This is a genomic window from Nocardiopsis moroccensis, assembly GCF_055763695.1.
On the sequence record NZ_CP199747.1, the window covers coordinates 1,649,888 to 1,670,995 of the forward strand.

At 70.4% G+C, this 21,108-nt stretch carries 17 protein-coding genes and 4 pseudogenes; 10 read left to right on the forward strand and 11 right to left on the reverse strand.

The annotated features are described in order from the left end of the window. Positions 1-7: 7 nt before the first annotated feature. The 3 genes and pseudogenes from ACUKCB_RS06995 to ACUKCB_RS07005 all read right to left on the reverse strand — a co-directional run. Entirely contained in the window at positions 8-547 is a 540-nt protein-coding gene (locus ACUKCB_RS06995) for an MOSC domain-containing protein (RefSeq protein WP_473039670.1), read from the reverse strand. A gap of 121 nt (positions 548-668) precedes the next feature. Then, the gene (locus ACUKCB_RS07000) at positions 669-1,196 is read right to left on the reverse strand and encodes an MmyB family transcriptional regulator (RefSeq protein ID WP_473039671.1); all 528 of its coding nucleotides are present in this window, start codon (positions 1,194-1,196) and stop codon (positions 669-671) included. A 131-nt stretch (positions 1,197-1,327) separates the two neighbouring features. Beyond that, positions 1,328-1,501 (reverse strand): annotated as a pseudogene (locus ACUKCB_RS07005) (helix-turn-helix domain-containing protein); the annotation flags it as partial. Between the two features lie 99 nt (positions 1,502-1,600). Between ACUKCB_RS07005 and ACUKCB_RS07010 the strand changes: the two are divergent. After that, positions 1,601-2,038: pseudogene (locus tag ACUKCB_RS07010) on the forward strand (aldo/keto reductase); the annotation flags it as partial. Positions 2,039-2,177: 139 nt separating this feature from the next. Here ACUKCB_RS07010 and ACUKCB_RS07015 read toward each other — a convergent pair. After that, the gene (locus ACUKCB_RS07015; RefSeq protein WP_473039672.1) at positions 2,178-3,404 is read right to left on the reverse strand and encodes an FAD-dependent monooxygenase; all 1,227 of its coding nucleotides are present in this window, start codon (positions 3,402-3,404) and stop codon (positions 2,178-2,180) included. Next, positions 3,401-3,979 (reverse strand): TetR/AcrR family transcriptional regulator, encoded by a 579-nt coding sequence (locus ACUKCB_RS07020; RefSeq protein ID WP_473039673.1) that lies wholly within the window; start codon positions 3,977-3,979, stop codon positions 3,401-3,403. Before ACUKCB_RS07020 ends, ACUKCB_RS07015 begins: the two co-directional genes overlap by 4 nt. A gap of 527 nt (positions 3,980-4,506) precedes the next feature. On the opposite strand from ACUKCB_RS07020, the gene helR reads away from it, so the two are divergent. Continuing rightward, on the forward strand, positions 4,507-6,666 hold the full coding sequence (gene helR, locus ACUKCB_RS07025; protein ID WP_473039674.1) for an RNA polymerase recycling motor ATPase HelR: 2,160 nt from the start codon (positions 4,507-4,509) through the stop codon (positions 6,664-6,666). Between the two features lie 96 nt (positions 6,667-6,762). Here helR and ACUKCB_RS07030 read toward each other — a convergent pair whose 3' ends face one another. After that, the gene (locus ACUKCB_RS07030; RefSeq protein ID WP_473039675.1) at positions 6,763-7,872 is read right to left on the reverse strand and encodes a DUF4037 domain-containing protein; all 1,110 of its coding nucleotides are present in this window, start codon (positions 7,870-7,872) and stop codon (positions 6,763-6,765) included. Positions 7,873-8,462: 590 nt separating this feature from the next. On the opposite strand from ACUKCB_RS07030, the pseudogene ACUKCB_RS07035 reads away from it, so the two are divergent. Beyond that, a pseudogene (locus ACUKCB_RS07035) lies at positions 8,463-9,128 on the forward strand (AAA family ATPase); the annotation flags it as partial. Positions 9,129-9,411: 283 nt separating this feature from the next. On the opposite strand, the gene ACUKCB_RS07040 reads toward ACUKCB_RS07035, so the two are convergent. Continuing rightward, positions 9,412-10,185 (reverse strand): SDR family NAD(P)-dependent oxidoreductase, encoded by a 774-nt coding sequence (locus ACUKCB_RS07040; RefSeq protein WP_473039676.1) that lies wholly within the window; start codon positions 10,183-10,185, stop codon positions 9,412-9,414. 53 nt (positions 10,186-10,238) lie between these two features. On the opposite strand from ACUKCB_RS07040, the gene ACUKCB_RS07045 reads away from it, so the two are divergent. Then, on the forward strand, positions 10,239-10,604 hold the full coding sequence (locus ACUKCB_RS07045; protein ID WP_473039677.1) for an ArsR/SmtB family transcription factor: 366 nt from the start codon (positions 10,239-10,241) through the stop codon (positions 10,602-10,604). 790 nt (positions 10,605-11,394) lie between these two features. Then, on the forward strand, positions 11,395-12,177 hold the full coding sequence (locus ACUKCB_RS07050) for an SDR family NAD(P)-dependent oxidoreductase (RefSeq protein WP_473039678.1): 783 nt from the start codon (positions 11,395-11,397) through the stop codon (positions 12,175-12,177). On the opposite strand, the gene ACUKCB_RS07055 is transcribed toward ACUKCB_RS07050, so the two are convergent. Further along, complete coding sequence (locus ACUKCB_RS07055) at positions 12,141-13,100, reverse strand: phosphotransferase family protein (RefSeq protein ID WP_473039679.1); 960 nt, start codon at positions 13,098-13,100, stop codon at positions 12,141-12,143. The two genes, ACUKCB_RS07050 and ACUKCB_RS07055, sit on opposite strands and share 37 nt — an antisense overlap. Positions 13,101-13,390: 290 nt before the next feature. On the opposite strand from ACUKCB_RS07055, the pseudogene ACUKCB_RS07060 reads away from it, so the two are divergent. Further along, positions 13,391-13,678, forward strand: a pseudogene (locus tag ACUKCB_RS07060) (class I SAM-dependent methyltransferase); the annotation flags it as partial. A 28-nt stretch (positions 13,679-13,706) separates the two neighbouring features. Next, the gene (locus tag ACUKCB_RS07065; RefSeq protein ID WP_473039680.1) at positions 13,707-14,186 is read left to right on the forward strand and encodes a hypothetical protein; all 480 of its coding nucleotides are present in this window, start codon (positions 13,707-13,709) and stop codon (positions 14,184-14,186) included. A 178-nt stretch (positions 14,187-14,364) separates the two neighbouring features. Here ACUKCB_RS07065 and ACUKCB_RS07070 read toward each other — a convergent pair whose 3' ends face one another. Continuing rightward, positions 14,365-15,567, reverse strand: coding sequence for an IS110 family RNA-guided transposase (locus tag ACUKCB_RS07070; protein ID WP_473039681.1), 1,203 nt, complete (start codon positions 15,565-15,567; stop codon positions 14,365-14,367). A 222-nt stretch (positions 15,568-15,789) separates the two neighbouring features. Here ACUKCB_RS07070 and ACUKCB_RS07075 point away from each other — a divergent pair, with 222 nt between their 5' ends. After that, positions 15,790-16,680, forward strand: coding sequence for a dihydrodipicolinate synthase family protein (locus tag ACUKCB_RS07075; protein ID WP_473039682.1), 891 nt, complete (start codon positions 15,790-15,792; stop codon positions 16,678-16,680). Positions 16,681-17,391: 711 nt separating this feature from the next. On the opposite strand, the gene ACUKCB_RS07080 is transcribed toward ACUKCB_RS07075, so the two are convergent. Further along, complete coding sequence (locus tag ACUKCB_RS07080) at positions 17,392-18,372, reverse strand: NAD(P)/FAD-dependent oxidoreductase (RefSeq protein WP_473039683.1); 981 nt, start codon at positions 18,370-18,372, stop codon at positions 17,392-17,394. 148 nt (positions 18,373-18,520) lie between these two features. On the opposite strand from ACUKCB_RS07080, the gene ACUKCB_RS07085 reads away from it, so the two are divergent. Beyond that, positions 18,521-19,543 (forward strand): aminotransferase class V-fold PLP-dependent enzyme, encoded by a 1,023-nt coding sequence (locus ACUKCB_RS07085; protein ID WP_473039684.1) that lies wholly within the window; start codon positions 18,521-18,523, stop codon positions 19,541-19,543. 14 nt (positions 19,544-19,557) lie between these two features. Here the strand turns inward: ACUKCB_RS07085 and ACUKCB_RS07090 are convergent, their stop codons facing one another. After that, the gene (locus tag ACUKCB_RS07090) at positions 19,558-20,220 is read right to left on the reverse strand and encodes a class I SAM-dependent methyltransferase (protein ID WP_473039685.1); all 663 of its coding nucleotides are present in this window, start codon (positions 20,218-20,220) and stop codon (positions 19,558-19,560) included. A 120-nt stretch (positions 20,221-20,340) separates the two neighbouring features. Between ACUKCB_RS07090 and ACUKCB_RS07095 the strand changes: the two genes are divergently transcribed. Beyond that, on the forward strand, positions 20,341-20,985 hold the full coding sequence (locus tag ACUKCB_RS07095; protein ID WP_473039686.1) for an ArsR/SmtB family transcription factor: 645 nt from the start codon (positions 20,341-20,343) through the stop codon (positions 20,983-20,985). The last annotated feature ends 123 nt before the right edge of the window (positions 20,986-21,108 follow it).

The window sequence follows — 21,108 nt, forward strand, 5'->3', positions numbered from 1 at the left end:
GTACAGGTCAGACCCGCTCCAGCGGCACGTGCGCACCGGCGGGCTCACGCACACCGATCGCCGTCCCGGGCTCGACGACACCGCCCTCCAACACCACCCCCATCACCCCGGCCCGACGCACCAGATCACCCTGTTCGTCCCGGTACACCATCTGCCTGAGCAGCCCCGGGGAGAACCCGTCGATCTGCGCGCACGGGTTACGCAACCCCGTGACCTCCACTCGCGCGGACCCGAAGCAGAGCACGGTGCCCCGGGACAGTGCCAGCAGATCCAGCCCCCGGGTGGTGATGTTCTCGCCCATCTGCCCCGGCCGGACCTCGAACCCGGCCAGGGCCACCTCCTCGAGGAGTTCGGTGTGGATCAGGTGCACCTGGCGCAGGTTGGGCCGGGTAGGGTCGACCGCCACCCTGGACCGGTGCTTGACCGTGCGTCCCAGATGAGCGTCGCCCTCCACCCCCAACCCGGCCAGAAGCCGGATGCGGGGACGGACCGGTTTGCTGAACGTGTGCTCGGGACTACTACTGACCGACTCCACCACGGGGGCCACCGCGGCCCTCCTCTCTGCTCACACCAACGGGCACCCCGAGCCTAGGGACCCGAACCGAACAGCCCCCGGCCGGCCCCGGGCGGAGCGGGCCGGGGCCCACGGGAACACACCCGAAGAAGCCCTAACCGCCCACCACGCGCAACGCGGACCGGTTGAGCCGGTCCAAGGCCTCGGCGGCGACCCCGTCGGCGGGCAGGTAGACCACCAGGTACTGACCCTCCGCGTCCAACCGCTCATAGGACAACCGCACCTCGCCCACCCGCGGGTGTGCCAGCGACTCCACACCGGTACTGGCCGGGGCGGCCGGGGCGGCTGCCATACACCTGGCGAAGGGCTCCCCTCCCACGATCTCCAGCTCCTCCACCAGATGCCTCAGGTGCGGATCCTGCGGAGCCGCCTCCGCGCGCAGCTCCGCCAACCGCGCATCGGCCACACTCTCCCAGTCCGGATAGGCCGACCGGGCCCGGTCGTCGGCGAACACGAACCACACCCGGTTCGAGGGCTGGTCCCCCTCCGTGTCCAACAACCCCAACGGCCCCACCAGACGCTCATAGCCCGCGGTGTACGCCAACGTCTCACCGAGCCGGTTGAACAGGGCCGCCGGAGTCGGCTCCAACCGGTCGAGCAGAGCCCGCATCGTCGCACGCACCCCCGCTCCGGCGGTGACCCGCCCGGACACAGCGCACCCGCCCCCGAAGCCGCCTTGGACAGGTTGCGCAACCGCACCCGTTCCCCCACGGACAGACCCAAAGCGTCCGCCAACGCCACCAGCACCTGCGGCGAGGGGTTGCGGTCCCGTCCCTGCTCCAACCGGGTCAGGTAGTCCACGCTCACCCCCGACAACGTGGCCAGCTCCGCCCGCCGCAACCCCGGAGTGCGACGGCGCGCCCCCACCGGCAGCCCCACCCGCCCGGGTGGGGTCGACTCACGACACTCACGCAGGAACGCACCCATACCGCGATGCACCACCGAATCCTCGGGTCCTCAGGACTCCGTGTCTCCCAGCTCTTCCTCGGCGCCATGACCTTCCGCAGCCCCGAAGAGGCCCGCCGCATGCTCGACCTCTTCGTCCTGGCCACCAAGTTCACCCTGCCCCGCGACCCCACCGACCCCAACACCGGCGACAGCCACCGCAAGAACCTCACCCGTACCCTGGAGCGGAGCCTGCGCCGGCTGCGCACCGACCACGTCGACCTGCTGTGGGTGCACTCCTGGGACGAGTGCACACCGATCGAGGAGACCATGCGGGCCCTGGACGACGCCGTGCGCGCGGGCAAAATCCTGCACGCGGGCGCCTCCAACATGCCCGCCTGGGCCGTCGCTCAGGCCAACCCCCTGGCCCGACACCACGGGTGGACCCCTTTCACCGCACTCCAGGTGCCCTACAAGTCACTGCGCCGCGACATCGAACGCGAACTCCTGCCCATGGCCCGCTCCCACGGCCTGAGCGTGGCCACCTACAACGGGCCGGCCGCCGGGGTGCTCTCGGGCAGGTCCACCGGCCCCGACGTCACCACCAGCGGGCGGGTCGACCCCGCCTCGCTCACCGAGCACGAACACCGGGTCCACCCGCCCGTCTTCGAGCGCCCCTTCGATCAGCCTCCCGAGGGACCCCGGCGCCCGGCGCCGCTCAGTCCCGCCCGACGGTGGTGGAGGCCAGGTCCTTCACCACCCGGGTCGGTTTGCCCGACAGGGACGTCGCCACCAGCCGGTCCACTCCCGGCAGGGCGGACAGCCGCAGGAACATCCGCCGCAGCCGCAACCGCGCGGGTGTATCCGGTAGAAACCAGGAGGTACCGGTGCGGGCCGTGCGCTGTCGCTCCTCCACCACCGGACGCCACCGCTGCTCGTAGCGGGCCAGCCCCTCGGCGAGACCGTCGGCACGGGCCAGCTCCTCCCCCAGGACGTAGGCCCCGCCCACCCCCAGCGAGGCACCCTGCCCCGCCAGCAGCGACACCGCCTGGCAGGCGTCGCCCAGCAACACCGTGCGTCCGCGGCTCCAGCTCCCCATCTCGATCTGGGCGACGTGGTCGTAGTAGACCCGTTCCGGAGGCGGGCACAGCTCCAGGGCCCGGGGCACCACCCAGCCCAGTCCGGCACAGGCCTCGCGCACCGCGGCCCGGGAGTCCTCGGGAAGACGGGTGTCGCGGGTGCGGTGCACGGTGAAGGCCGCCACCCGGTCCCCGGCCAGCGCGTACAGCCCCATCTGGGCTCCCAAACTGTCGGTGAGCTGGAAGCGGCCCAGGGTGGCGGCGTGCACGCGGGCGTCGTCGAAGGTGTAGGCGGCGGTGTGGAAACCCAGGTGGCGCAGGTACCGTTCCTCCGGGCCGAAGACCGAACGGCGCACGGTGGAGTGGATTCCGTCAGCCCCCGCCAGCAGGTCGGCCTCCAGCACCGTGCCGTCGGCCAGACGCACGCCCACCCCCTCGGCGCCTTCACTGACCTGCACGACCTCGCTGTCATAGCGCAGCTCCACCCGGGAGGGCAGCGACTCGCGCAGCGCCAGTTCCAGGTCGGGGCGCATGATCGAGATCAGGGAACCGCCCAGGGACTCGGCGAAGCGCTCGAACCCGACCGAGGCCCGTCGACGGCCCCGTTCGTCGACCAGGACGGCCTCGGTGAAGTGGTGGCCCAGTTCGTGCAACCGGGGAAGGAGCCCCATCGCCTCCGCCGCGTCGTAGCCCGGCCCGAAGAAGTCGATCATGTACCCCTGAGGGCGCGGACCCGGGGCGCGTTCCAGGACACTCACCCGCCAACCGTGGTGGTCCAGCCGGTGGGCCAGGGCCAGCCCGGCGATACCGGCGCCCACGATGAGTGCCCGTCCCGCTCCCCGCCCCGTCGGGGGCGCGGCGTTCATCGCTCCCCCTCGGTGGCGACGGGCACGGGTTGCAGGATCCGCCGCAGGACTGGGGCGACCGCGCCTGCGGTCAGGTCGGGGTCCAGGGCCCGGTGCAGCATGACGCCGTCCACGGCCGAGGCCAGGACCCGGGCGGTGGCTTCGGGGTCGGGGACCCCGCCCGCCCTGAGCCAGTCGGCCAGTGCGGCGCGGAAGCGTTCCAGGATGTCGGTGATGCCCCGGCGCAGTTCCCCGTCGCGTCCGGCCGCCAGGTAGGCCTCGATGAACAGGGCCGAGGTGGGGTCGTCGCCGGGGTAGTCGTCCAGGGCACCCAGGGCCAGGTCCAGCCCCTCCTGGGGTGTGGTGCCTCGCAGGTGGGCCGCTGTCTGGTCGGCGACCTCGGCCAGCACCCCCAGGGCGGCCTCGTTGAGCAGGGCGTTCAACGAGGGGTAGTGGTAGTGAACCAGTCCGGGACCCACCCCGGCCCTTTCGGCCAGTACCCGTGTGCTCACCGCGGACCATCCCCGCTCCCCGATGAGTTCGGCAGCCGCTCCGAGCAGGCGCTCGCGCACCTGTCGGCTCCGTTCGGTCGTCATGTCCGTCCTTCCGGCATCATTTTTGGGCACCCGCACTGAACAAGTGCACTGGGCGTTCGTCCAATTTTTAGCATGGCACGAAGCCCGCCCCGTGTACACCCTCAGGGGCACCCGCTGCGGGAACGAGCGCACCGGCCGACGACTGGTGCTCGATCCGAGTAGTGACCGCGGAGCACGCCGAGATCTTCACCGAGGGCATCACACGCTCAGGGGCCCGAGGGGGCGCATACGTGCACCGGTGGACGACATGGCGCTCGGGCAGGACACCGGCACACTTCGCCGCGATACGCATCGACCACACCGGGGGTGCTGCCCGAACCAGCGGGCGTCACAGGAGGAGAGGGCGCGGGGCGGCGCGGGAACTCCACGCGAAAAGACCGCCCCCCGAAGGGTCACACAAGAAAAGGCGGGGTTCTGGACACTCCCCGCCACTCTTAATTTATAGCGCACCCCGGGGCTTGCGGCAAGACCCGGGGCATGCCGCACAATCGTCATCCGTGACCAGAACACACCAGTCGCAAGACGACATGAAACCAATGATGACCAGCGCGTTCGACCTCCCGGACCACCTCGCCGCCAAAGCCGCCCCGGCCCTGATCGCCAACGACGAGCAGCACTTCGCGACCATCGCGAACAGCCTCCGGGACTCGGTCACCGACCTGACCGAGCGCCTGGCCGCCGAACGAAGCGCGCCCCGCGGCACCGGCCGGGAGGTCCTGGAGCGGGACCTGCAGGTCCACCGGATGAGCGCCCGGCTGCGCACCCTGCGCCGCTTCGGTCTGGACCTGTGCCTGGGCCACATCATCAGCGAGGACCACCACGAACCCGTCTACGTCGGACGGCTCGGACTCACCGACGGCGAGGGACGCCGACTGCTGATCGACTGGCGCTCCTCCGCCGCCGAACCGTTCTTCGCGGCCACCCACGCCAACCCGATGGGGTTGAGGAGCCGCCGCAGGTACCGCTGGACGCGCGGACGCATCAGTGACTACTGGGACGAGGTGTTCACCGAGGAGGGGCTCGAAGGGCACGCCGCACTCGACGACCAATCAGCCTTCATCGCCAGCCTGGGCAGCAGCAGATCGGACCGGATGCGCGACGTGCTGGGCACCATCCAGGCCGACCAGGACGCCATCATCCGCGCTGGTTCGGCCGGAGCCCTGGTCGTCGACGGCGGCCCGGGAACGGGCAAGACCGTCGTCGCCCTGCACCGCACCGCCCACCTCCTCTACTCCGACCCCCGCCTGAGCCACCGCCGGGGCGGCGTGCTGTTCGTGGGACCGCACCAGCCCTACCTGGCCTATGTCGCCGACGTCCTGCCCAGCCTGGGAGAGGAAGGCGTGCACACCTGCACCCTGCGGGACCTGGTTCCACAGGGCGCCGATGCGGTGGCCGAGACCGACCCGGACGTCGCACGGCTGAAGGCCTCGGCAGACCTGGTCGGGGCGATCGAGGAAGCCGTCAGGTTCTACGAGCAACCTCCCACCCGGGGGATGACGGTCTCCACGGACTGGTTCGACCTGTGGTTGGGCGCCGAGGACTGGGCCGAGGCCTTCGACGCGCTGGACACTGGGACCGCGCACAACGAAGCACGTGACCAACTCCTGGAGGAGCTGGTCACGATCCTGGTGGACAAGCACGGCGGCCACGACGATGACGAGGTCCCACCCGACCTGGTCCGCAGGTCGCTGCTACGCAACACGGAACTGATCGGGGCCCTGTACCGGGCATGGCCGCTGATCGAGGCGGAGGACCTGGTCGGGGACCTGTGGTCGGTACCCGCCTACCTGCGCAAGTGTGCGCCCTGGCTCAGCCCGCAGGAGATCCACAGACTGCAACGCCAGGACACCCGGGCCTGGACGGTGCAGGACCTGCCGCTACTGGACGCGGCACGCCGGCGATTGGGTGACCCGAAGGCCGCAGACCGCAGGCGCCGCCGTACGGCCTCCGCGGCCGTGGAACGCGAGCGCATGTCCCACGTCATCGACAACCTGCTCCAGGCCGACGACGACGGCGAGGGGCTCGTGACGATGCTGCACGGACAGGACCTGCGCGAGAGCCTGGTCGACGAGTCGGCCCTGCCGAGTACCGAAACGGACGTGTTGGCCGGCCCGTTCGCGCACATCGTGGTGGACGAGGCCCAGGAGCTGACCGACGCGCAGTGGCAGATGTTGCTGCTGCGCTGCCCCTCCCGCAGCTTCACCATTGTCGGGGACCGTGCCCAGGCCCGGCACGGCTTCACCGAATCGTGGTCGCAGCGCCTGGAGCGGGTCGGGTTCGACCGGGTCGAGCTGGCCCCTCTGGGCGTGAACTACCGGACACCGCAGGAGGTGATGGCACAGGCCGAACCGGTGATCCGGGAGGTGCTCGCCGACGCCAACGTACCGACCTCGATCCGCAGCAGCGGCATCCCCGTGACTCACGGGAGCGTCACGGAACTGGACTCGGTCCTCACGGAATGGTTGACCCAGAACACCGAGGGGGTGGCCTGCGTGGTCGGGGCCCCCTCCTTCGAGGCGGGGCCGCGCGTGCGGTCGTTGCCCCCGAACCTGGTCAAGGGCCTGGAGTTCGACCTGGTGGTTCTGGTGGACCCGCAGGAGTTCGGCCGGGGGACCGAAGGAGCGGTGGACCGCTACGTGGCGATGACCCGGGCCACCCGGCAACTGGTCGTCCTCACCAGCGGGTGAGGCCGACCGCCGTCCAAGGTTGTCGAACCCCGGGCAGCGGGAACGGCCCCATCAGGAAACCGGGTGAAACCCGGATCAGCCGGACCGGAACGGGGCTCACCACGGTTCCGGTCCGGCGAGCACGGCACGGGCGGTGGCGCGCGCCCTTCGGGGGCGGGTGAGGATGTCGGTGCTGTCGACACACTGGTCCAGGGCACCGACCAGCGGGAGCGCACCGACGTCGGGATCGGTGATGCGGGCGGTCAGGGCCGCGGTGAAGCGTGCGGCACCAAGGACCCGGAACGGGCGACCGTGGTAGGGGCGTGTGGTCGCATCGACCGGGTCGGTCAGGGCGAGCCGGTTGTGCAGGCCGGCGAGGGCCTCGTAGACGTGGCAGAGGTGCTGCTCGCGGGTGCGCCAGTCCGGGGCGGTGAGGGCGGCGGACAGGTGCGGGGTCAGTTCGCCGGCCTGGGGAGTGCGGGCGAAGGCACTGCCGAGCCATTTCCCGTAGGGCGGGTAACGGCGGTTCATCAACAGGCAGAGCCGCATCAGCTCGCGTACCAGGCGTGCGGCGACCACGGCGGAGCCGAGTTCGTCGCCCACCTCGCCACAGCGCCCGACGAAGGCCTCCTCCTGGGAGAGGCGCTGCCACTGGCATGCGAGCACATGCAGCCACACATCGTGGGGATACCAGTGCAGATCGGCGCGGGCCGGGCCGAGCAGCCCCAGGCCGTCGTGGAAGACCGCGCCGCCGGTGACCTCCGCCAGGAGCTGGGTGGGGGTGGCCAGCCAATCCCCGAGGGTGAGGCCCTGATTCGGATCGAAGCCCAGGCGGGAGGTGAACCAGGCGGTCGGGTCGGTGATCTCGACGCGGTGCCGCAGCGGACCGTCGGTCTGTCGTAGGACACCGATACCCCCGGGTTCCCCGGTGGGGGCGAAGTGGGTCGGATAGCCGCCGAAGGTCCTGGGCAGGTGCTCGGCCAGGTGGGCGTGGAGCCGGTCACCGTGCCGGGCGGCCTCCTGCGGTGCCAGGAAGACCTGCAGGCGAGGCCCCCAGTCGTGGTCCCGGGAGCGGGCGGTGTCGAAACCGAGGACTTCCGAACCGCGGCCCAGAAGAGCTGCGGAATATGCCGCCCCGGGCAGGGCCTGCTCCAGCAGAGGTCGGACCGCCTCGCCGTAGAAGCGGCGGGCGAGTTCCAAGCCGGGAATGAAGGCGGGTGTGCTCATGCGGGCAACCGTGCCGCATCGACTCGAAGCCGGTCGAACGGTTTTCCCCTGCGCAGCACCGCCGCCGGCCCGCCAACGCCCGCCAGCACGAGAAAGGAGAAGAGGCTTCCCCCGCCATGACAAACACCTGGCTTGGACACGGGGCCGCCACCGGAAAACCTTTTGGCCCTTCCTACGGCGTTCCTTTTTACCGGGCGTGGCAGCCCGGACATTCACCCGGATGAGGACGTTTTTCGTAAGTGGATCAAGGTCATACGATGATCATGTCTCGTGGCTCGGACAGACCCGACCGACACTCAGCGGGGGTGCCGGAGCCGTTGTCTTCGAGCGGCTCCAGGCCCGAGTCGACGTGAAGGAGTTGATCACCTGGGACATCTCGGTGTACTCCACCATCGCCCGCCCCCACCAACAAGCGGCCGGTGCACCCATCCAGGTCGTGGTAGCAGGTACTGGCCGTTACCCGGGGTGCGCAGGAAGACGTGGTACTCGTCGGAGTCGTCGATGCCCGACAGCGCCATGACGTTGGTGGCACTGCCACTGTAGAGCCGCGCCCCACCGGCGCGAAGGTCGGCTTTGAGGAGCTACCGAAGATGTTCCAGGGTCTGGTGCGGTATGTGCCCGCGGTGAATGAGGCGATGGTGCGCGGAGCGGTCTACCCTCGGCGGTCCCTGGTTCTGGTCGCCGGGGTGCCCGGGGCCGGGAAGAGCACCCTGCTGCGGCGGCTGTTCGGTCTCCACGGGGACGAGGACCGGCCCGTACTCACCGCGGACGGTGTGCGGGTGATCGACTCGCTGCAGTCGCGGTACCGGCTGGGTCCGCTGCTCGGTCGGATCCCCTACCCGCTGTGGCGCTGGGTGGTGCACGTACTGCACCTGGGCCAGGTGTCCGCGGCGCTGCGCGGCGGCCCGGTTGTTGTGCACGAGTGCGGGACCCGGCGCCCGGTCCGTGTGCTGCTCGCCCTGCTCTGCCGACTCCACCGGTACGAGGTGCACGTGTTGATGATCGACGCCACCCCGCAGGAAGCCCGGAGCGGACAGAACGCTCGGGGGCGGCGAGTGACCGAGCTCAGCCACCGGGCGCATTCGCGGCGCTGGCGGCGACTGCGTGCGGCCACCCGGCGCGGAGTGGCGGCGTTCGCGCCGGGTGTGCGCAGTCTGCTCGCACTCGATCGGCGCCGGGCGCGTGAGCTGGCCTGGATCCGATTCGGTCCCGGCGCGAACACCCGTCCCCCGCACACCGAGATGGAATCGCCCTCTGCGATCGCTGAGGCTGCTCCGCAACACCATCCGCCCCCGTCCGGATCGATTCCTGGGCGACAAGGCCTGCTCCAGCCGCGCCGACCGGGACCACCGGCGCAAGCGAGGGGTCAAAGCGACGATCGCCCGGCCCCGCGACCAGCGTGAGTACCGCTGGCGCAAGGGGAGACCGCTGGTAGGCCCCCGGGTTTCGACCAGGTGGCCTACAAAGGGGTGCCCGGGCGTGCAGGGGCCGTGACCTCTGCACGCCCGGGCCCGAACCCCCTGGGGTGCGAGCCCGGGGTCAGGTGAGTTCGAGGCCGCCGTCAACGGTGAGGACCTGCCCGGTGAGCCAGGTCGTGCCCGGGTCGGCGAGCCGCAGCACCCACTGGGCGACCTCGTCGGGTTCACCGCGGCGGCCCAGCGGGATCTGCGCGGTCTCGCTCTCCTTGACCCGGGTCACGCCGGTCTCGGTGAGCCCGGCTGCCGCCAGCGCCTCGCTTTCGGTGGGGCCCGGCGCCAGGGCATTGACCCGTACCCCATCGGGGGCCAGTTCCAGCGCCCAGCAGCGGGTCAACTGCTCGATGGCGGCCTTGGAGGCCGCGTAGTGGGCGGCGCCGGGCAGCGGCCGGTGCCCATAGGTGCTGGAGATGTTGACGATCGTTCCGCTCTGTTCGCGCAGGTGCGGCAGGGCCGCGGCGGCCAGGAGGCTGGGGGCGGTGACGTTGAGCGCGAACAGCGCGGCGATGCGGTCCGCATCGGTTTCGGCCAGCGGCATCATCGCGGTGGCGCCGGCGTTGTTGACGAGCACGTCGATGCGACCCCACCGTTGCGTCGCGGCCTGGACCACCTTGGCAGGGGCGTCGGGGGCGCGCAGGTCGGCGGGGTGGACGGCGATACCGGGGTGGTGGGCGGCGGTGGCCTGGAGCGCCTCGTGGCGCCGACCCACCCCCAGGACACGGGCTCCGGCGCGGGCCATGGCGATCGCGGTGGCGCGGCCGATGCCCGATCCGGCACCGGTGACGATGGCGACCCGGCCGTCGAGGTCAGTGTGTTGGTGGTGATTCGGCTCGGTCAACCCGACCCCTTTGTTCGTTGTTCGTCGAATATCGAACAAGCTAGCATGGGGGCATGAGACACGCACACCACCCGGCGACCGAGGAACTGTCGTTGCCCGAGATGATGGCGGCGCTCAGCGACCCGTTGCGCATCGGGCTCGTGCGTGTGCTCGCCGACGGCGCCGAGCGCGGGTGGGGAGAGTTGCGAGCGCCGGTGGCCAAGTCGACGCTCAGCCACCACCTGCGGGTCCTACGCGATGCGGGGGTGACCCGTACCCGTCAGGAAGGCACCCGTTGCTTCGTCACGCTGCGCCGCCAGGACCTGGACGAGCGCTTCCCCGGGCTGGTCGAGGCTCTGCTGGAGGCGGCCGACGCCGAGGACGTGGGCGGTGGCGTCCACCTCGCACCCGGCGCCGACTCCACGGGCGCCTGCCGCTGACACCTGGTGCGGTTGGCCGCTGACATCACCAGCCCCCACACCGCCCGCGCCCCTGACACCGGGCTGTACGAATCGGCCGCACGCGCGGGTCGGGGCGGCCGTCGTCGCGCCGTAGCGCCACCTGTGGGAAACACCGAAAGCAGGCATCGCCGCCTTCGGGGTGGAAGGGCGGTCGCATCACGTGTCCAGGGGGCCGAAGGCGCCGATGTACGTGGGGGGCGCTTCTTGAATAACGTTTGGTTTGTAACGTTATTTAATAACGTTAAATGGTTCTGAGAAACGAAACCCCCTCCGTGGGGTCGAAAATCCTGACTTCCGATAAGTCAACCTTCTAGGAAGTCAGACCCCCAGGGGTGTCCGAACGCCCTCCGAGCCTCCGGTACGCCCCCGCAACGTTATTCAGCCCAGGTCAGGACCCGCGAAAACGAGACGAATACACCGTGGGCTGTACCGTCCGGGTTGTGTCAGAGCGACACAGTTCGACTACCGGGGGTGTTTCAACCCGTTTCCCCCACCGGCGGCACCGAACGGCACCGCCGCCCTGTGCACAACGAATCCTCCAGCCGGGCCGATCTGTGTACCATGCCCGCATGCGTCCCTGAGAGCTGCCGGTCCCCACGTGCGCGGCGTACGCCCCCGTGGGACGAAACCCGCCCCTGCCCACTCCCGACCTCCCCCTTGCCCTCGGTGTGCGCCTTCAGTTCCCGCCCGTGGATCTCCACCCGCAGAACGGGTGCCCGCGCCCGTCTCCCCTGCCCCCGACCGAGCCGAGAACCACCGAGGAGAAGCGATGATCGATACTCGCCTGGCAGGGCGGACCGTCCTGGTCACCGGCGGGTCCGGCAACATCGGTGCGGCGATCAGCCGTGCGTTCGCCACCCAGGGGGCACGGGTGGCGATCCACCACCTCACCCAGGACCCTCCGGCTCCCCCAGGCACCGAATGGGCGCACATCACCCCCGCCGCGCAGGAGGCAGCCGCACTCGCCAAGGAACTCGGCAACGGCTCCTTCGCCCTCAGCACCGACCTGTCGGCCCCGGACGGGCCGGCCCGGCTGGTCAGTGAGGTCGCGGCCCGGACCGGTGCGATCAACGTCCTGGTCAACAACGCCGCCCACTGCGAAACCCCGGACACCGTCGACACGTTGGACCACGCCTCGTTGGAGCGCCACTACCGGGTGAACGCCGTCGCCCCCGCGCTCCTCACCGCCGAGGTGGCGCGACTGCACCGCGGGGACGACCCGTTGTGCGTCATCAACATCACCACCGACGCCGCGCAGGCCTTCTCCGGCCAGATCGGCTACGGCACGTCCAAGGCGGCGTTGGAAGCGCTGACCCGCTCGACCGCGCTGGACCTGGCGGCGCGCGGTATACGCGTGAACGCCGTCGCTCCGGGCCCTGTCCAGACCGGCTGGATGGACGAGGAGCTCCTCGCGCAGGCGAGGCAGATCGTACCGATGGGCCGGGTGGGTGAGCCGGACGACATCGCCGACGCGGTGGTGTACCTGGCCTCCCACCAGGCCCGATGGGTCACCGGTCAGGTTCTGCAGGTCGCCGGCGGGCACGCCCTGTGACCGCGGCGGCCGCCCTCCTTGGAGGCGAGCGAGGGTGCCGGCTCGGTCCAGGGCGTGGGCGGGTTCTCGGTGAACAGGCGCAGCAGTCCCAACAGGCGGCTGGCGGGTGGGGCGGTCCAGTGGCGCTGCCCGGGTTGGGGGACGGGTTCGCCCAGGCGGGCCAGGGCCCAGGTCAGATGGTGCCACAGGATGCGAGCCTCCCAGGGGTGGTCGGGGTCCCCGTCCACCGTGCGGCGGTAGCCGTGCAGAACCCGGGGCAGCCAGTGGGGCGGGAGCTTGGCGAAGTCCGTGGCGGGATCGGCCAGGGCGGCATCGCCCCAGTCCACGACGGCGGAGAACTCACCGGCAGGGGTGGCCATCAGGTTCTGGGGTGCCAGATCGCCGTGCACGAGGCAGGGGACGGGATCTGCGGGCAGGCGGGTGGCCAGGTGGTCGCACCATGACTCCAACCAGCGGGCGGTCCCGGCGTCGACGTGTCCTTGCCGGTGCAGCTGTTCCACCAGAGGCGCGGGGTCGGTGACGTGGGTGTTTCGGGGAAGTTCGGGCAGGTCGGCGGTGGGAATGCGGTGAATGCGGGCCAGTTGGCGGCCGACCTGCTCCAGGAAGCCGGGTGAGGGTTCGTGGTGGGCCATGTCGGTACCGGGGGCGCGCTCCAGGAGCATGTGCGGAAGCTGGTCCTCCGGATCAGTGAACTCGACCAGCGCCGGGGTGCGTACCCCCGCGCGGTGGACGATGGGGATCAGGAGTGCCTCCTTGCGCAGGTCGGCAACGTAACCGGGGGTGCGGGGCAGGCGCAGGACCAGGTTGCGGCCCAGGGTCAGGACGTGGTTGGCCACTCCCTGGGGCAGGGGGCGGACCTGCGCGGGCGGGATGCGGTGGCGGGCGGCGATCGTGTACGCGGCGTTGGGTGCGGGGTACTCCATGGGCGCAGATCCTTACACGGACGGATCCGCCAGGCTCGTGGATTTTGCACACGAGGCCGCTGGCCGCCACGCCCGCTGTTGGTGCGGACGGGCACGTGTCCGAGTCTTCGGGCGGCCTGGCCGCCCCGGACCCCGGAGGTGGGGAACATCGGAACGAATACCCACACCAAACAAGGAGCGCGCGTTCAAAGCCCGTCTCCCTGACCATGGCGGGCCCCTCACCGTGTGTCCTTGGCGGGAGGGATAAACCAGGTGCCGGGAAGTCTCGTGGTTTGGCAGACTCACTGATCATGACGTCCAGGGACATCGATGTCTTCAACCGGGTAGCTGATCGGTACGACGAGGTCGTACCGTTCTTCACCGCGTTCGCGAAGGAGACCGCGTCAACACTCCCTCTCACTTCGGGAAACCGGGTGCTCGATCTCGGATCGGGACGCGGCGCCTTCACCGCGCAGGCTCTGGCCCGCCGCTGCCGGGTCACGGCGATCGACGCCGCTCCGAACATGGTGGTGCGGCTTCTTGAGGCGTACGCAGACCACGCCGACCTCGATGCCGCTCACGTGATGGACGCCCACCGCCTGGAGCTTCCCGGCGGGCTTCGACGCGGTGGTTTCCGGTTTCGTGGTGCACCTGCTCGACCATCCCTCGGAGGCTTTGGGCGAAGTGCTGCGAGTCCTCTCCCCGAAAGGGGTCTTCGCCTTCACTGTGCCCGGAGCCGCCCCGGACTTTCGGGTCCCTGAATCCTTCGAGGCGACCGATCCGCTCGCAGAACTGTTCACCGAGTTCGGTCAGTACCTGTCGCCAGGGGGCGGTATGGGTCAGCGGCTCGATGCCCGGGAACTGCTCACCGCCGCCGGATTCGTCGATGTCAAGGTCACGACGATCACTGTGGACCTTCCCGTGGCCGACGGTGAGACCCTGTGGCAGTGGGGGTTGACCCATGGTTCCCTCGCTTACTTCGAGGACCTGTCGGCGCATCGTCGCGTTGAGTTCCGCGCACGCCTGCTCGCCGCGACCAAGACCGCGGGCCCGATCAGGCTGCGTCGCATGGCCGCGATGTGGACCGGGCGTAAGCCGAAGCGGTGATTTCGGTGCGTGTGAGCGCACTTCCTTCGTTGCAGCGCGGGCTTTCTTCGCGATGGTCAGCACGGGAGCGCCTTCCGCGTCACCACCGCCACCCTGACCCCCGAGCACGCCGAGGCCTTCGCCGCACGCCTGGCCACCACCCTTGCCTGGATCAACTAGGAGAATCTCAATGACCGTGTCAAGCCGCCACGGGCCTGACCGGTGCCGTGCGCTCGAAGAGCCTCCCATCGCGCAGCAACGCCCACAACACGTCCACGAGTCGGCGAGCCAGAGCGAGCAGGGCCTGCTTGTGCAGCATCCGCTCCCCGCGCTTCTTGCCGTAGAAGGCCCGCGAGGGCCCATCGGCCTTGATCGAGGACAATGCGGCCAGGTAGAACACCCTGCGCAGGCGCCGGTTATAGCGCTTGGGGCGTCTGAGGTTGCCGCTCACCCGCCCCGAGTCCTTGCTCACCGGCGCCAGCCCGGCGTAGGAGGCCAGGCGGCCCGAGTGGGCGAACGCGGCCAGGTCACCGCCGGTGACCGTGATGAACTCCGCTCCCAGGACCGGCCCCATCCCGGGCAGGGACTCGATGATCTCGGCCTGGGGGTTGGACCGGAACACACCGGTGATGGTCTTGTCCAGGTCCTTGCGCTCGCGGTCCAGCTCCAACAGCTTGGCTGCCAGGCGCTTGACCAGGGCCGCGGTACTCGCCTCGCCAGGAAGCACGATGGTCTGGGCCCGGGCGGCCTCCAGCGCCTCGGCGGCGATCTTGGCGATGCTGGGCCGGTGCGGGCCGTGCTCGCGCAGGTGGGACAGGAGCCCGTCCTGATCGGCTGCGCGGATCTCGGCCGGGGTGGCGAAGCCGGTGAGCAGGATCAGCGGGGACCGCTTGGTGTAGTCCAAAGCCCGCTCCAGGCCGGGGAAGATCGCTCCGAGCAGGTCGCGGAGTCGGTTGACGCCGCGCACCCAGTCCGCGGCCAGGTCCGCCCGGTGGGCGGTGAGCCGGGACAGTTCGGCCACCTGTTCCGGCGGGGTGGTGACCGTGGACAGGTCCGGGCGCATGCGGGCGGTCTGGGCGATGACCAGGGCGTCCTTGGCGTCGGTCTTGGACTCGCCGAACGTGTTGGTCATGGTGTTGACCATTCGGCCCGGAACGTAGACCACCGTTTGGCCGGCGGCTCCGAGCACGGCCAGGAGCAGAGCGGCGTAGCTGTTGGTCAGATCCACCGCCCAGTGGACCTGGGCGTCGCTGGCGGTGGCCTTGTCGATGAGGGTCTCGATGGTGGCCTGGTCGTTGCGGACCTGCTTGGACCAGACCACCTCACCGATGCTGTTGATGGCGGTGGCGTGGTGGTTGGTCTTGCCCGCGTCGATCCCGATCCACATCGGCCCTGTGCTCATGCGATGCCGCTCCTCGCTGTTGGTGGTCCCCGTGGACAGCCCCGCCACCAGGTCCCTAAACAGCGACTTCTTCCCAGATCTCAATCAGAGGTCGGGGAGTCCCGGACGGTGGGGCGGCCATTCTCCTGGAGCCACCGAGGGCGAACACCCCATCAGCCACACCCCGCCGTCCTGGGCATCCAGAACATCCCGTCCTGAACAACCACAACCTTAGGGAACCCCATGTTCACCGGACTGAGCGCCTTCCCTCTGACCCCGCTCAACGCCGACCGCTTCGACGAAGCCGCACACGCCCGGCTCATCACCCGCCTGGTCGACGCCGGTGTCGACTCGATCGGCGCGCTGGGCTCGACCGGCTCCTACGCCTACCTCGACCGCGACGAGCGCCGCCAGGTCGCCCGTGCCAGTGTGCGCGAGGCCGACGGTGTACCGGTGATGGTCGGTATCGGTGCGCTGCGCACCTCCCACGTGCAGGCCCTGGCCGATGACGCCCAACAAGCCGGGGCATCGGCCGTGTTGTTGGCCCCGATGAGCTACCAGCCGCTCACCGACGAGGACGTGTTCGGACTCTATGCGGACGTCACCGCAGGGCTGTCGGTACCGTTGGTGGTCTACGACAATCCGGGCACGACGCACTTCACCTTCTCTACCGAGCTGTACGCGCGCATCGCGGTCCTGCCCAACGTGGCCGCGATCAAGATCCCTCCGGTCCCGCTGGAGACAAACGAAGCACGCGAGCGCGTCGAGGCGATCCGCGCGGTCGTGCCCGACCATGTGAGCATCGGTGTGTCCGGGGACAGCGCCGCAGCCACCGGTCTGAACGCCGGCTGCCAGGCGTGGTTCTCTGTCGTGGGCGGCACCGTGCCCGAGGCGGTGTTGCCGATCGTGCGCGCCGCAGGCCAGGGCGACCCCGAGGTCGCCCTGGCCCACTCCGAGCGCCTGCGGCCGTTGTGGGAGTTGTTCGCCGTCCACGGCAGCCTGCGGGTGACGGCGGTCATCGCCGAACATCTGGGATTGGTCGCCCCGTCCTGCCTGCCCCGCCCGCTTGTGGGGCTGACCGCTTCCCAGCGGGAGCAGGTTGTGCGTGTGGTGGAGGAGCTGCACCTGTCATGAGCCGACCCTCTGCGCTACGAACCGTTCTTGCGGTGCGGTCCGGAGAGGCCCCCGCGGGGGACGGCGCTCCCACGGTGCGTGGCGCAGCGTGTCGACGGTGCCGGGGGAGAAGTAGGAGAAGAGGGCCGGTGCGGCGGTCGCCTCACGGCGGATGGCACAACAGGGTTCCTGCCACCTCACGGGTGCGGTATTCCCTGAAGGCTTCGGTTGAGCCCGGGGGACACTTGCTACCGCACCGGCCCGGATCAGCTGGAACAGGTAAGGGCGATCAGGTATTCCCCGCGTTCGCGGAACATCTTCCGTGCCTACCGGAAAGGCCGGACCACACAGGGCACGCTCTTGGCCCACACGCCCCCACAACGCCCAGTTCCGCAGCTCCGAAAGCTCCGAACGGCGCCCCGGTGCGGTGCCACCCGGGCGTGACCCCACGGGAACAGCGCGGTTCCCTGCTGTTCACACCCCGTTGCCCACGCCCGGTTAGCCTCGACACCGTCCGGCTGCGCGCACGGAAAACCACCCCTCCCGCGCACTGCCCCCATCAGGCCCTCTCCCCTGGGGCGCCCGAGGCCACGTGCGGGTGGCCCGGGTGCCCCGCCCCAACACCGCCGAACGAACGGGGGCGTGGTCACAGACGCCCCTGTGACCACACCCCCCGCGTTTGCGGCAGGACCAAGGCCACTCGGAAGAAGCCCCTGACCGCGCCGCTACCTCCTACGCCACCGGGGCCTCCTGCACACCGCGGCCCCGCTCCAGGGCCCGTTCGGCCTCGGCCATCACCAGATCGGCGTTGATCGCCGCCCCGGCCCTACCCCCGGCGGCGGCCGAACCGAGCACCTGCTCGGTCACCGAAGTGACGTTGCCAGCCACCCACACCCCCGGCGCCGCGGTGGCACCCATGGGCCCGGCCTCCACACAGGTACCCATCACGTGTTCGCCCATCTTCTGCTCGACCACCTCAAGCCCCAGGTCCACCAGCAGCTGCGAACGCGAACGCATGAACGTGGGCACCACCACCGCGTGCACGGGCACCACCGACCCGTCGGCGGTACGCACCCCGCTGACCCCGCGATCGTCGGCCTCCACAGCTTCCACCGCGGCGTCGACCACGGTGATGCCGCGCGCGACCAGTTTCTCCCGATCCGGGGCGGCCAGACCCGCACCGGGGTGGGCGAACAGGGTCACCCGATCGGTCCACTGCCGCCACAACAGGGACGCGTGCACCGCCACGGGCCCGCTGGCCACCACACCCACCGGCTCGTCGCGCACCTCCCACCCGTGGCAGTAGGGGCAGTGCAGCACCCCGGTACCCCAGTGCTCGGCCAGACCGGGGATGTCGGGGAGTTCATCGACCAGCCCGGTGGTGACCAGCAGCCGCTGGGCCGCCACCACCGATCCGTCCGCACACTCCACGGTGAAACCCTCCCCGCTGCGTTCCAGGGCCACCACCCGACCCTGTTCGACCACGCCGCCGTAGGACTCGACCTCGGTGCGCCCGCGCGCGAGGAGTTCGGCGGGGGAGGCCCCCTCCGACCCCAGGTAGCCGTGTACCCCCCGGGCCGGGGCGTTGCGCGGCTGGGCTGCATCGATGACCAGCACCGAACGGCGGGCCCGGGCCAGCATCAGCGCCCCGCTCAGCCCGGCGGCGCCACCACCGACGACCACGACCTCGAAGCTGCGTGTGGGTTCGTTCATGGATGTCTCCTTTGCTCGTACACCCATCCTGCGCACCGCCCCACCATCTGACAACAAACGTTGCCAAAGCAGCAAAACCCCAGATCAAGGACGCCCACCAACACCACCGGCGGCCCCGCACCCGCCCCGGCCGTTAGGCTCCCCTGCCATGGACAGCCTGTGGAACACCGACACCGTCTGGCTCAACACCGCCCAGTACGGCATCCCACCCACCACCGCCCACACCGCACTCACCCACGCCATCAACGCCTGGCACACCGGCACCGGCGACCCCCAGCACTGGTCCCAGGCCGTCGAAACCACCCGCGCCCGCTTCGCCCACCTGCTCCACGCACCCACCGACGACATCACCCTGGGCGCCTCCACCTCCCAACTCGTGGGCACCATCGCCGCCTCCCTGCCCCACGGCTCCCACATCCTGGTGCCCGAAGGCGAATTCACCTCCACCACCTTCCCCTTCCACGCCCACACCGACCGCGGCATCACCGTGCACACCGCACCCCTGCACTCCCTGGCCGAACACATCACCCCCACCACCCACATGGTCGCCTTCAGCCCCGTGCAGTCGGCCGACGGCACCCTGGCCCCCACCGACCAGATCCTGGCCGCCGCCCACACCCACCACACCCTCGTCCTGGCCGACGCCACCCAGGCCGCAGGCTGGCTCCCCCTGGATGCCACCCGCTTCGACGCCCTGGTCTGCTCCGCCTACAAATGGCTCATGGCCCCCCGCGGCCTGGCCCTGGCCTACCTCTCCCCTGCCCTGCGCACCCGCCTGCGCCCCACCAACGCCGGACCCATGGCCGACACCAACCCCGCCACCGCCTTCTACCGGGACCACTTCGACCCCGCCCCCACCGCCCGCGCCTTCGACCTGTCCCCCAACTGGTTCGCCGCCCAGGCCGCCGCCCCCGCCCTGCAAACCCTCCTCCACAAGGGGGTGGAACACATCCACACCCACAACACCCGCCTGGCCGACCGGCTGCGCGCCCACCTGGACCAGCCCCCGGCCCACTCGGCCATCACCACCGTGGACATCCCCGACGCCCTACGAACCCTGCGCCGGGCCGGCATCGTGGCCACCGAGCGCGGCGGACAGACCCGCCTGGCCTTCCACCTGTACAACACCGAAGCCGACGCCGACCTGGCCGCCAAGGTCCTCACCGGCTGAACCGCGCCCAGAAATCAGCGGAACGCGGGTGTGGTCTGGGTGATGCGCCACAACCGGCGAGGCAGCTCACCCTCCTCGAAGGGGACGACCTCCACCAGGTCCCACCCTGTGGCGAGGTCGGCGACCAGAGCGCGGTCGAAGAAGTGCACGGCGAACCCGCCGTGCTCGAAGATGTCGTCACCGTGGGAGATCCCGGTCCCGTAGTGGGCGTCACCGGTGTGGCGCACCGTGTACACGAGCGTGCCGCCGGGTCGCAGCACCCGGCCGATCTCGTTCATGAGCGCCCGGACCTGGTCGGTGGTCAGTGCCATGCACAGCAACATGTGCGCGAAGACCGCGTCCACGGAGGCATCCGCCAGGGGCAGTGGTGTGCGGGCGTCGTGCAGGTGCGTGTCCACGCGCTCCGCCACCCCCTGTTCCCGGGCGGTACGTGCCAGTTGCTCCAGGGCGGTGGCGCTGAAGTCGGCGGCGTGCACCCGGAGTCCCCGGTCAGCCAGCCACAGGGTGTCGCGCCCGTGCCCGGCTCCCAGCTCCAGCACGGTGCGGGCTCCGCGGTCGGTGAACGCCTCCAGCGCGTGCCGGGCGGGTTCCGAGGGGTCGGCGCCGTACATGTGCGGGTTGCGGTCGTAGACGCTCTGCCAGTGCTCGCGCTGGGACGCGCCCAGATCGGTGTCCACGTCGGCCTCCTCCGGCGGGGCGCACAACGGCGCTCTCCAGACGGAGGGGCCGCGCACTTCCCGCGGCCCCTCGATCACGTACCATATATTCCAAAGATACATGGAACTATGGAGTTCGGGATGAGCAAGACCGACCTGTACGACGCCCTCGCCCGCACCGGCAAGGCCCTGGCCCACGGCAAGCGCTTGGAGATCATCGAACTGCTGGCCCAGGCAGAGCGCCCCGTCCAGGACCTGGCCCAGGCGGTGGAGCTGAAACTGTCCACCGCCTCGGCCCACCTGCAGGTACTGCGCCAGACCGGGCTGGTCACCACCCGGGCCGAGGGCACCCGGATCTTCTACCGGCTGGCCGGCGACGACGTGGCAGCCCTGATGACGGCGGTGTGCCGGGTCGCCGACACCCACCAGGCCGAGGCCGCAGCCGCCCGCCGCTCCTACCTGGACCACGACGACATCCGCCTGGTGGGACGCCAGGAACTGCTGGCCGCGGTCGCCCAGAACACCGCCCTGGTCCTGGACGTACGCCCCACCCAGGAGTACGAGGCCGGACACCTGCCCGGAGCGGTGTCCATCCCGCTGGAGGAGCTGGCCGACCGGCTCACCGAGATCCCCGTCGACACCGAGGTCGTGGCCTACTGCCGTGGCCGCTACTGCGTGCTCTCCCACGAGGCCGTGCGCCTGCTGCGCGCCCACGGCCGCAACGCCGCCCTGCTGGAGGAGGGCGTCCTGGAGTGGCGCTCGGACGGCATGACCCTCACCCCCTGACCCGGACCCGGAGGAGATCGCAGAGCTGACCGCCGCCCCGCCCACACACCGGACCGGAACAGTCCCCGCACCCGAACGCACCGGTCACCACCTCCACCGGCCCGGTGGTAGGTTCCACTCGCC

What these genes read in the sequence shown, in the direction of transcription:
- ACUKCB_RS07030 (WP_473039675.1), bottom strand. Translation starts at nt 7,872, where the DNA reads ATGAGCACACCCGCCTTCATTCCCGGCTTGGAACTCGCCCGCCGCTTC.
- ACUKCB_RS07080 (WP_473039683.1), bottom strand. Translation starts at nt 18,372, where the DNA reads ATGAACGAACCCACACGCAGCTTCGAGGTCGTGGTCGTCGGTGGTGGC.
- ACUKCB_RS07095 (WP_473039686.1), top strand. Translation starts at nt 20,341, where the DNA reads ATGAGCAAGACCGACCTGTACGACGCCCTCGCCCGCACCGGCAAGGCC.
- ACUKCB_RS07020 (WP_473039673.1), bottom strand. Translation starts at nt 3,979, where the DNA reads ATGACGACCGAACGGAGCCGACAGGTGCGCGAGCGCCTGCTCGGAGCG.
- ACUKCB_RS07050 (WP_473039678.1), top strand. Translation starts at nt 11,395, where the DNA reads ATGATCGATACTCGCCTGGCAGGGCGGACCGTCCTGGTCACCGGCGGG.
- ACUKCB_RS07070 (WP_473039681.1), bottom strand. Translation starts at nt 15,567, where the DNA reads ATGAGCACAGGGCCGATGTGGATCGGGATCGACGCGGGCAAGACCAAC.
- ACUKCB_RS07045 (WP_473039677.1), top strand. Translation starts at nt 10,239, where the DNA reads ATGAGACACGCACACCACCCGGCGACCGAGGAACTGTCGTTGCCCGAG.
- ACUKCB_RS07055 (WP_473039679.1), bottom strand. Translation starts at nt 13,100, where the DNA reads ATGGAGTACCCCGCACCCAACGCCGCGTACACGATCGCCGCCCGCCAC.
- helR (WP_473039674.1), top strand. Translation starts at nt 4,507, where the DNA reads ATGAAACCAATGATGACCAGCGCGTTCGACCTCCCGGACCACCTCGCC.
- ACUKCB_RS07015 (WP_473039672.1), bottom strand. Translation starts at nt 3,404, where the DNA reads ATGAACGCCGCGCCCCCGACGGGGCGGGGAGCGGGACGGGCACTCATC.
- ACUKCB_RS07075 (WP_473039682.1), top strand. Translation starts at nt 15,790, where the DNA reads ATGTTCACCGGACTGAGCGCCTTCCCTCTGACCCCGCTCAACGCCGAC.
- ACUKCB_RS07085 (WP_473039684.1), top strand. Translation starts at nt 18,521, where the DNA reads ATGGACAGCCTGTGGAACACCGACACCGTCTGGCTCAACACCGCCCAG.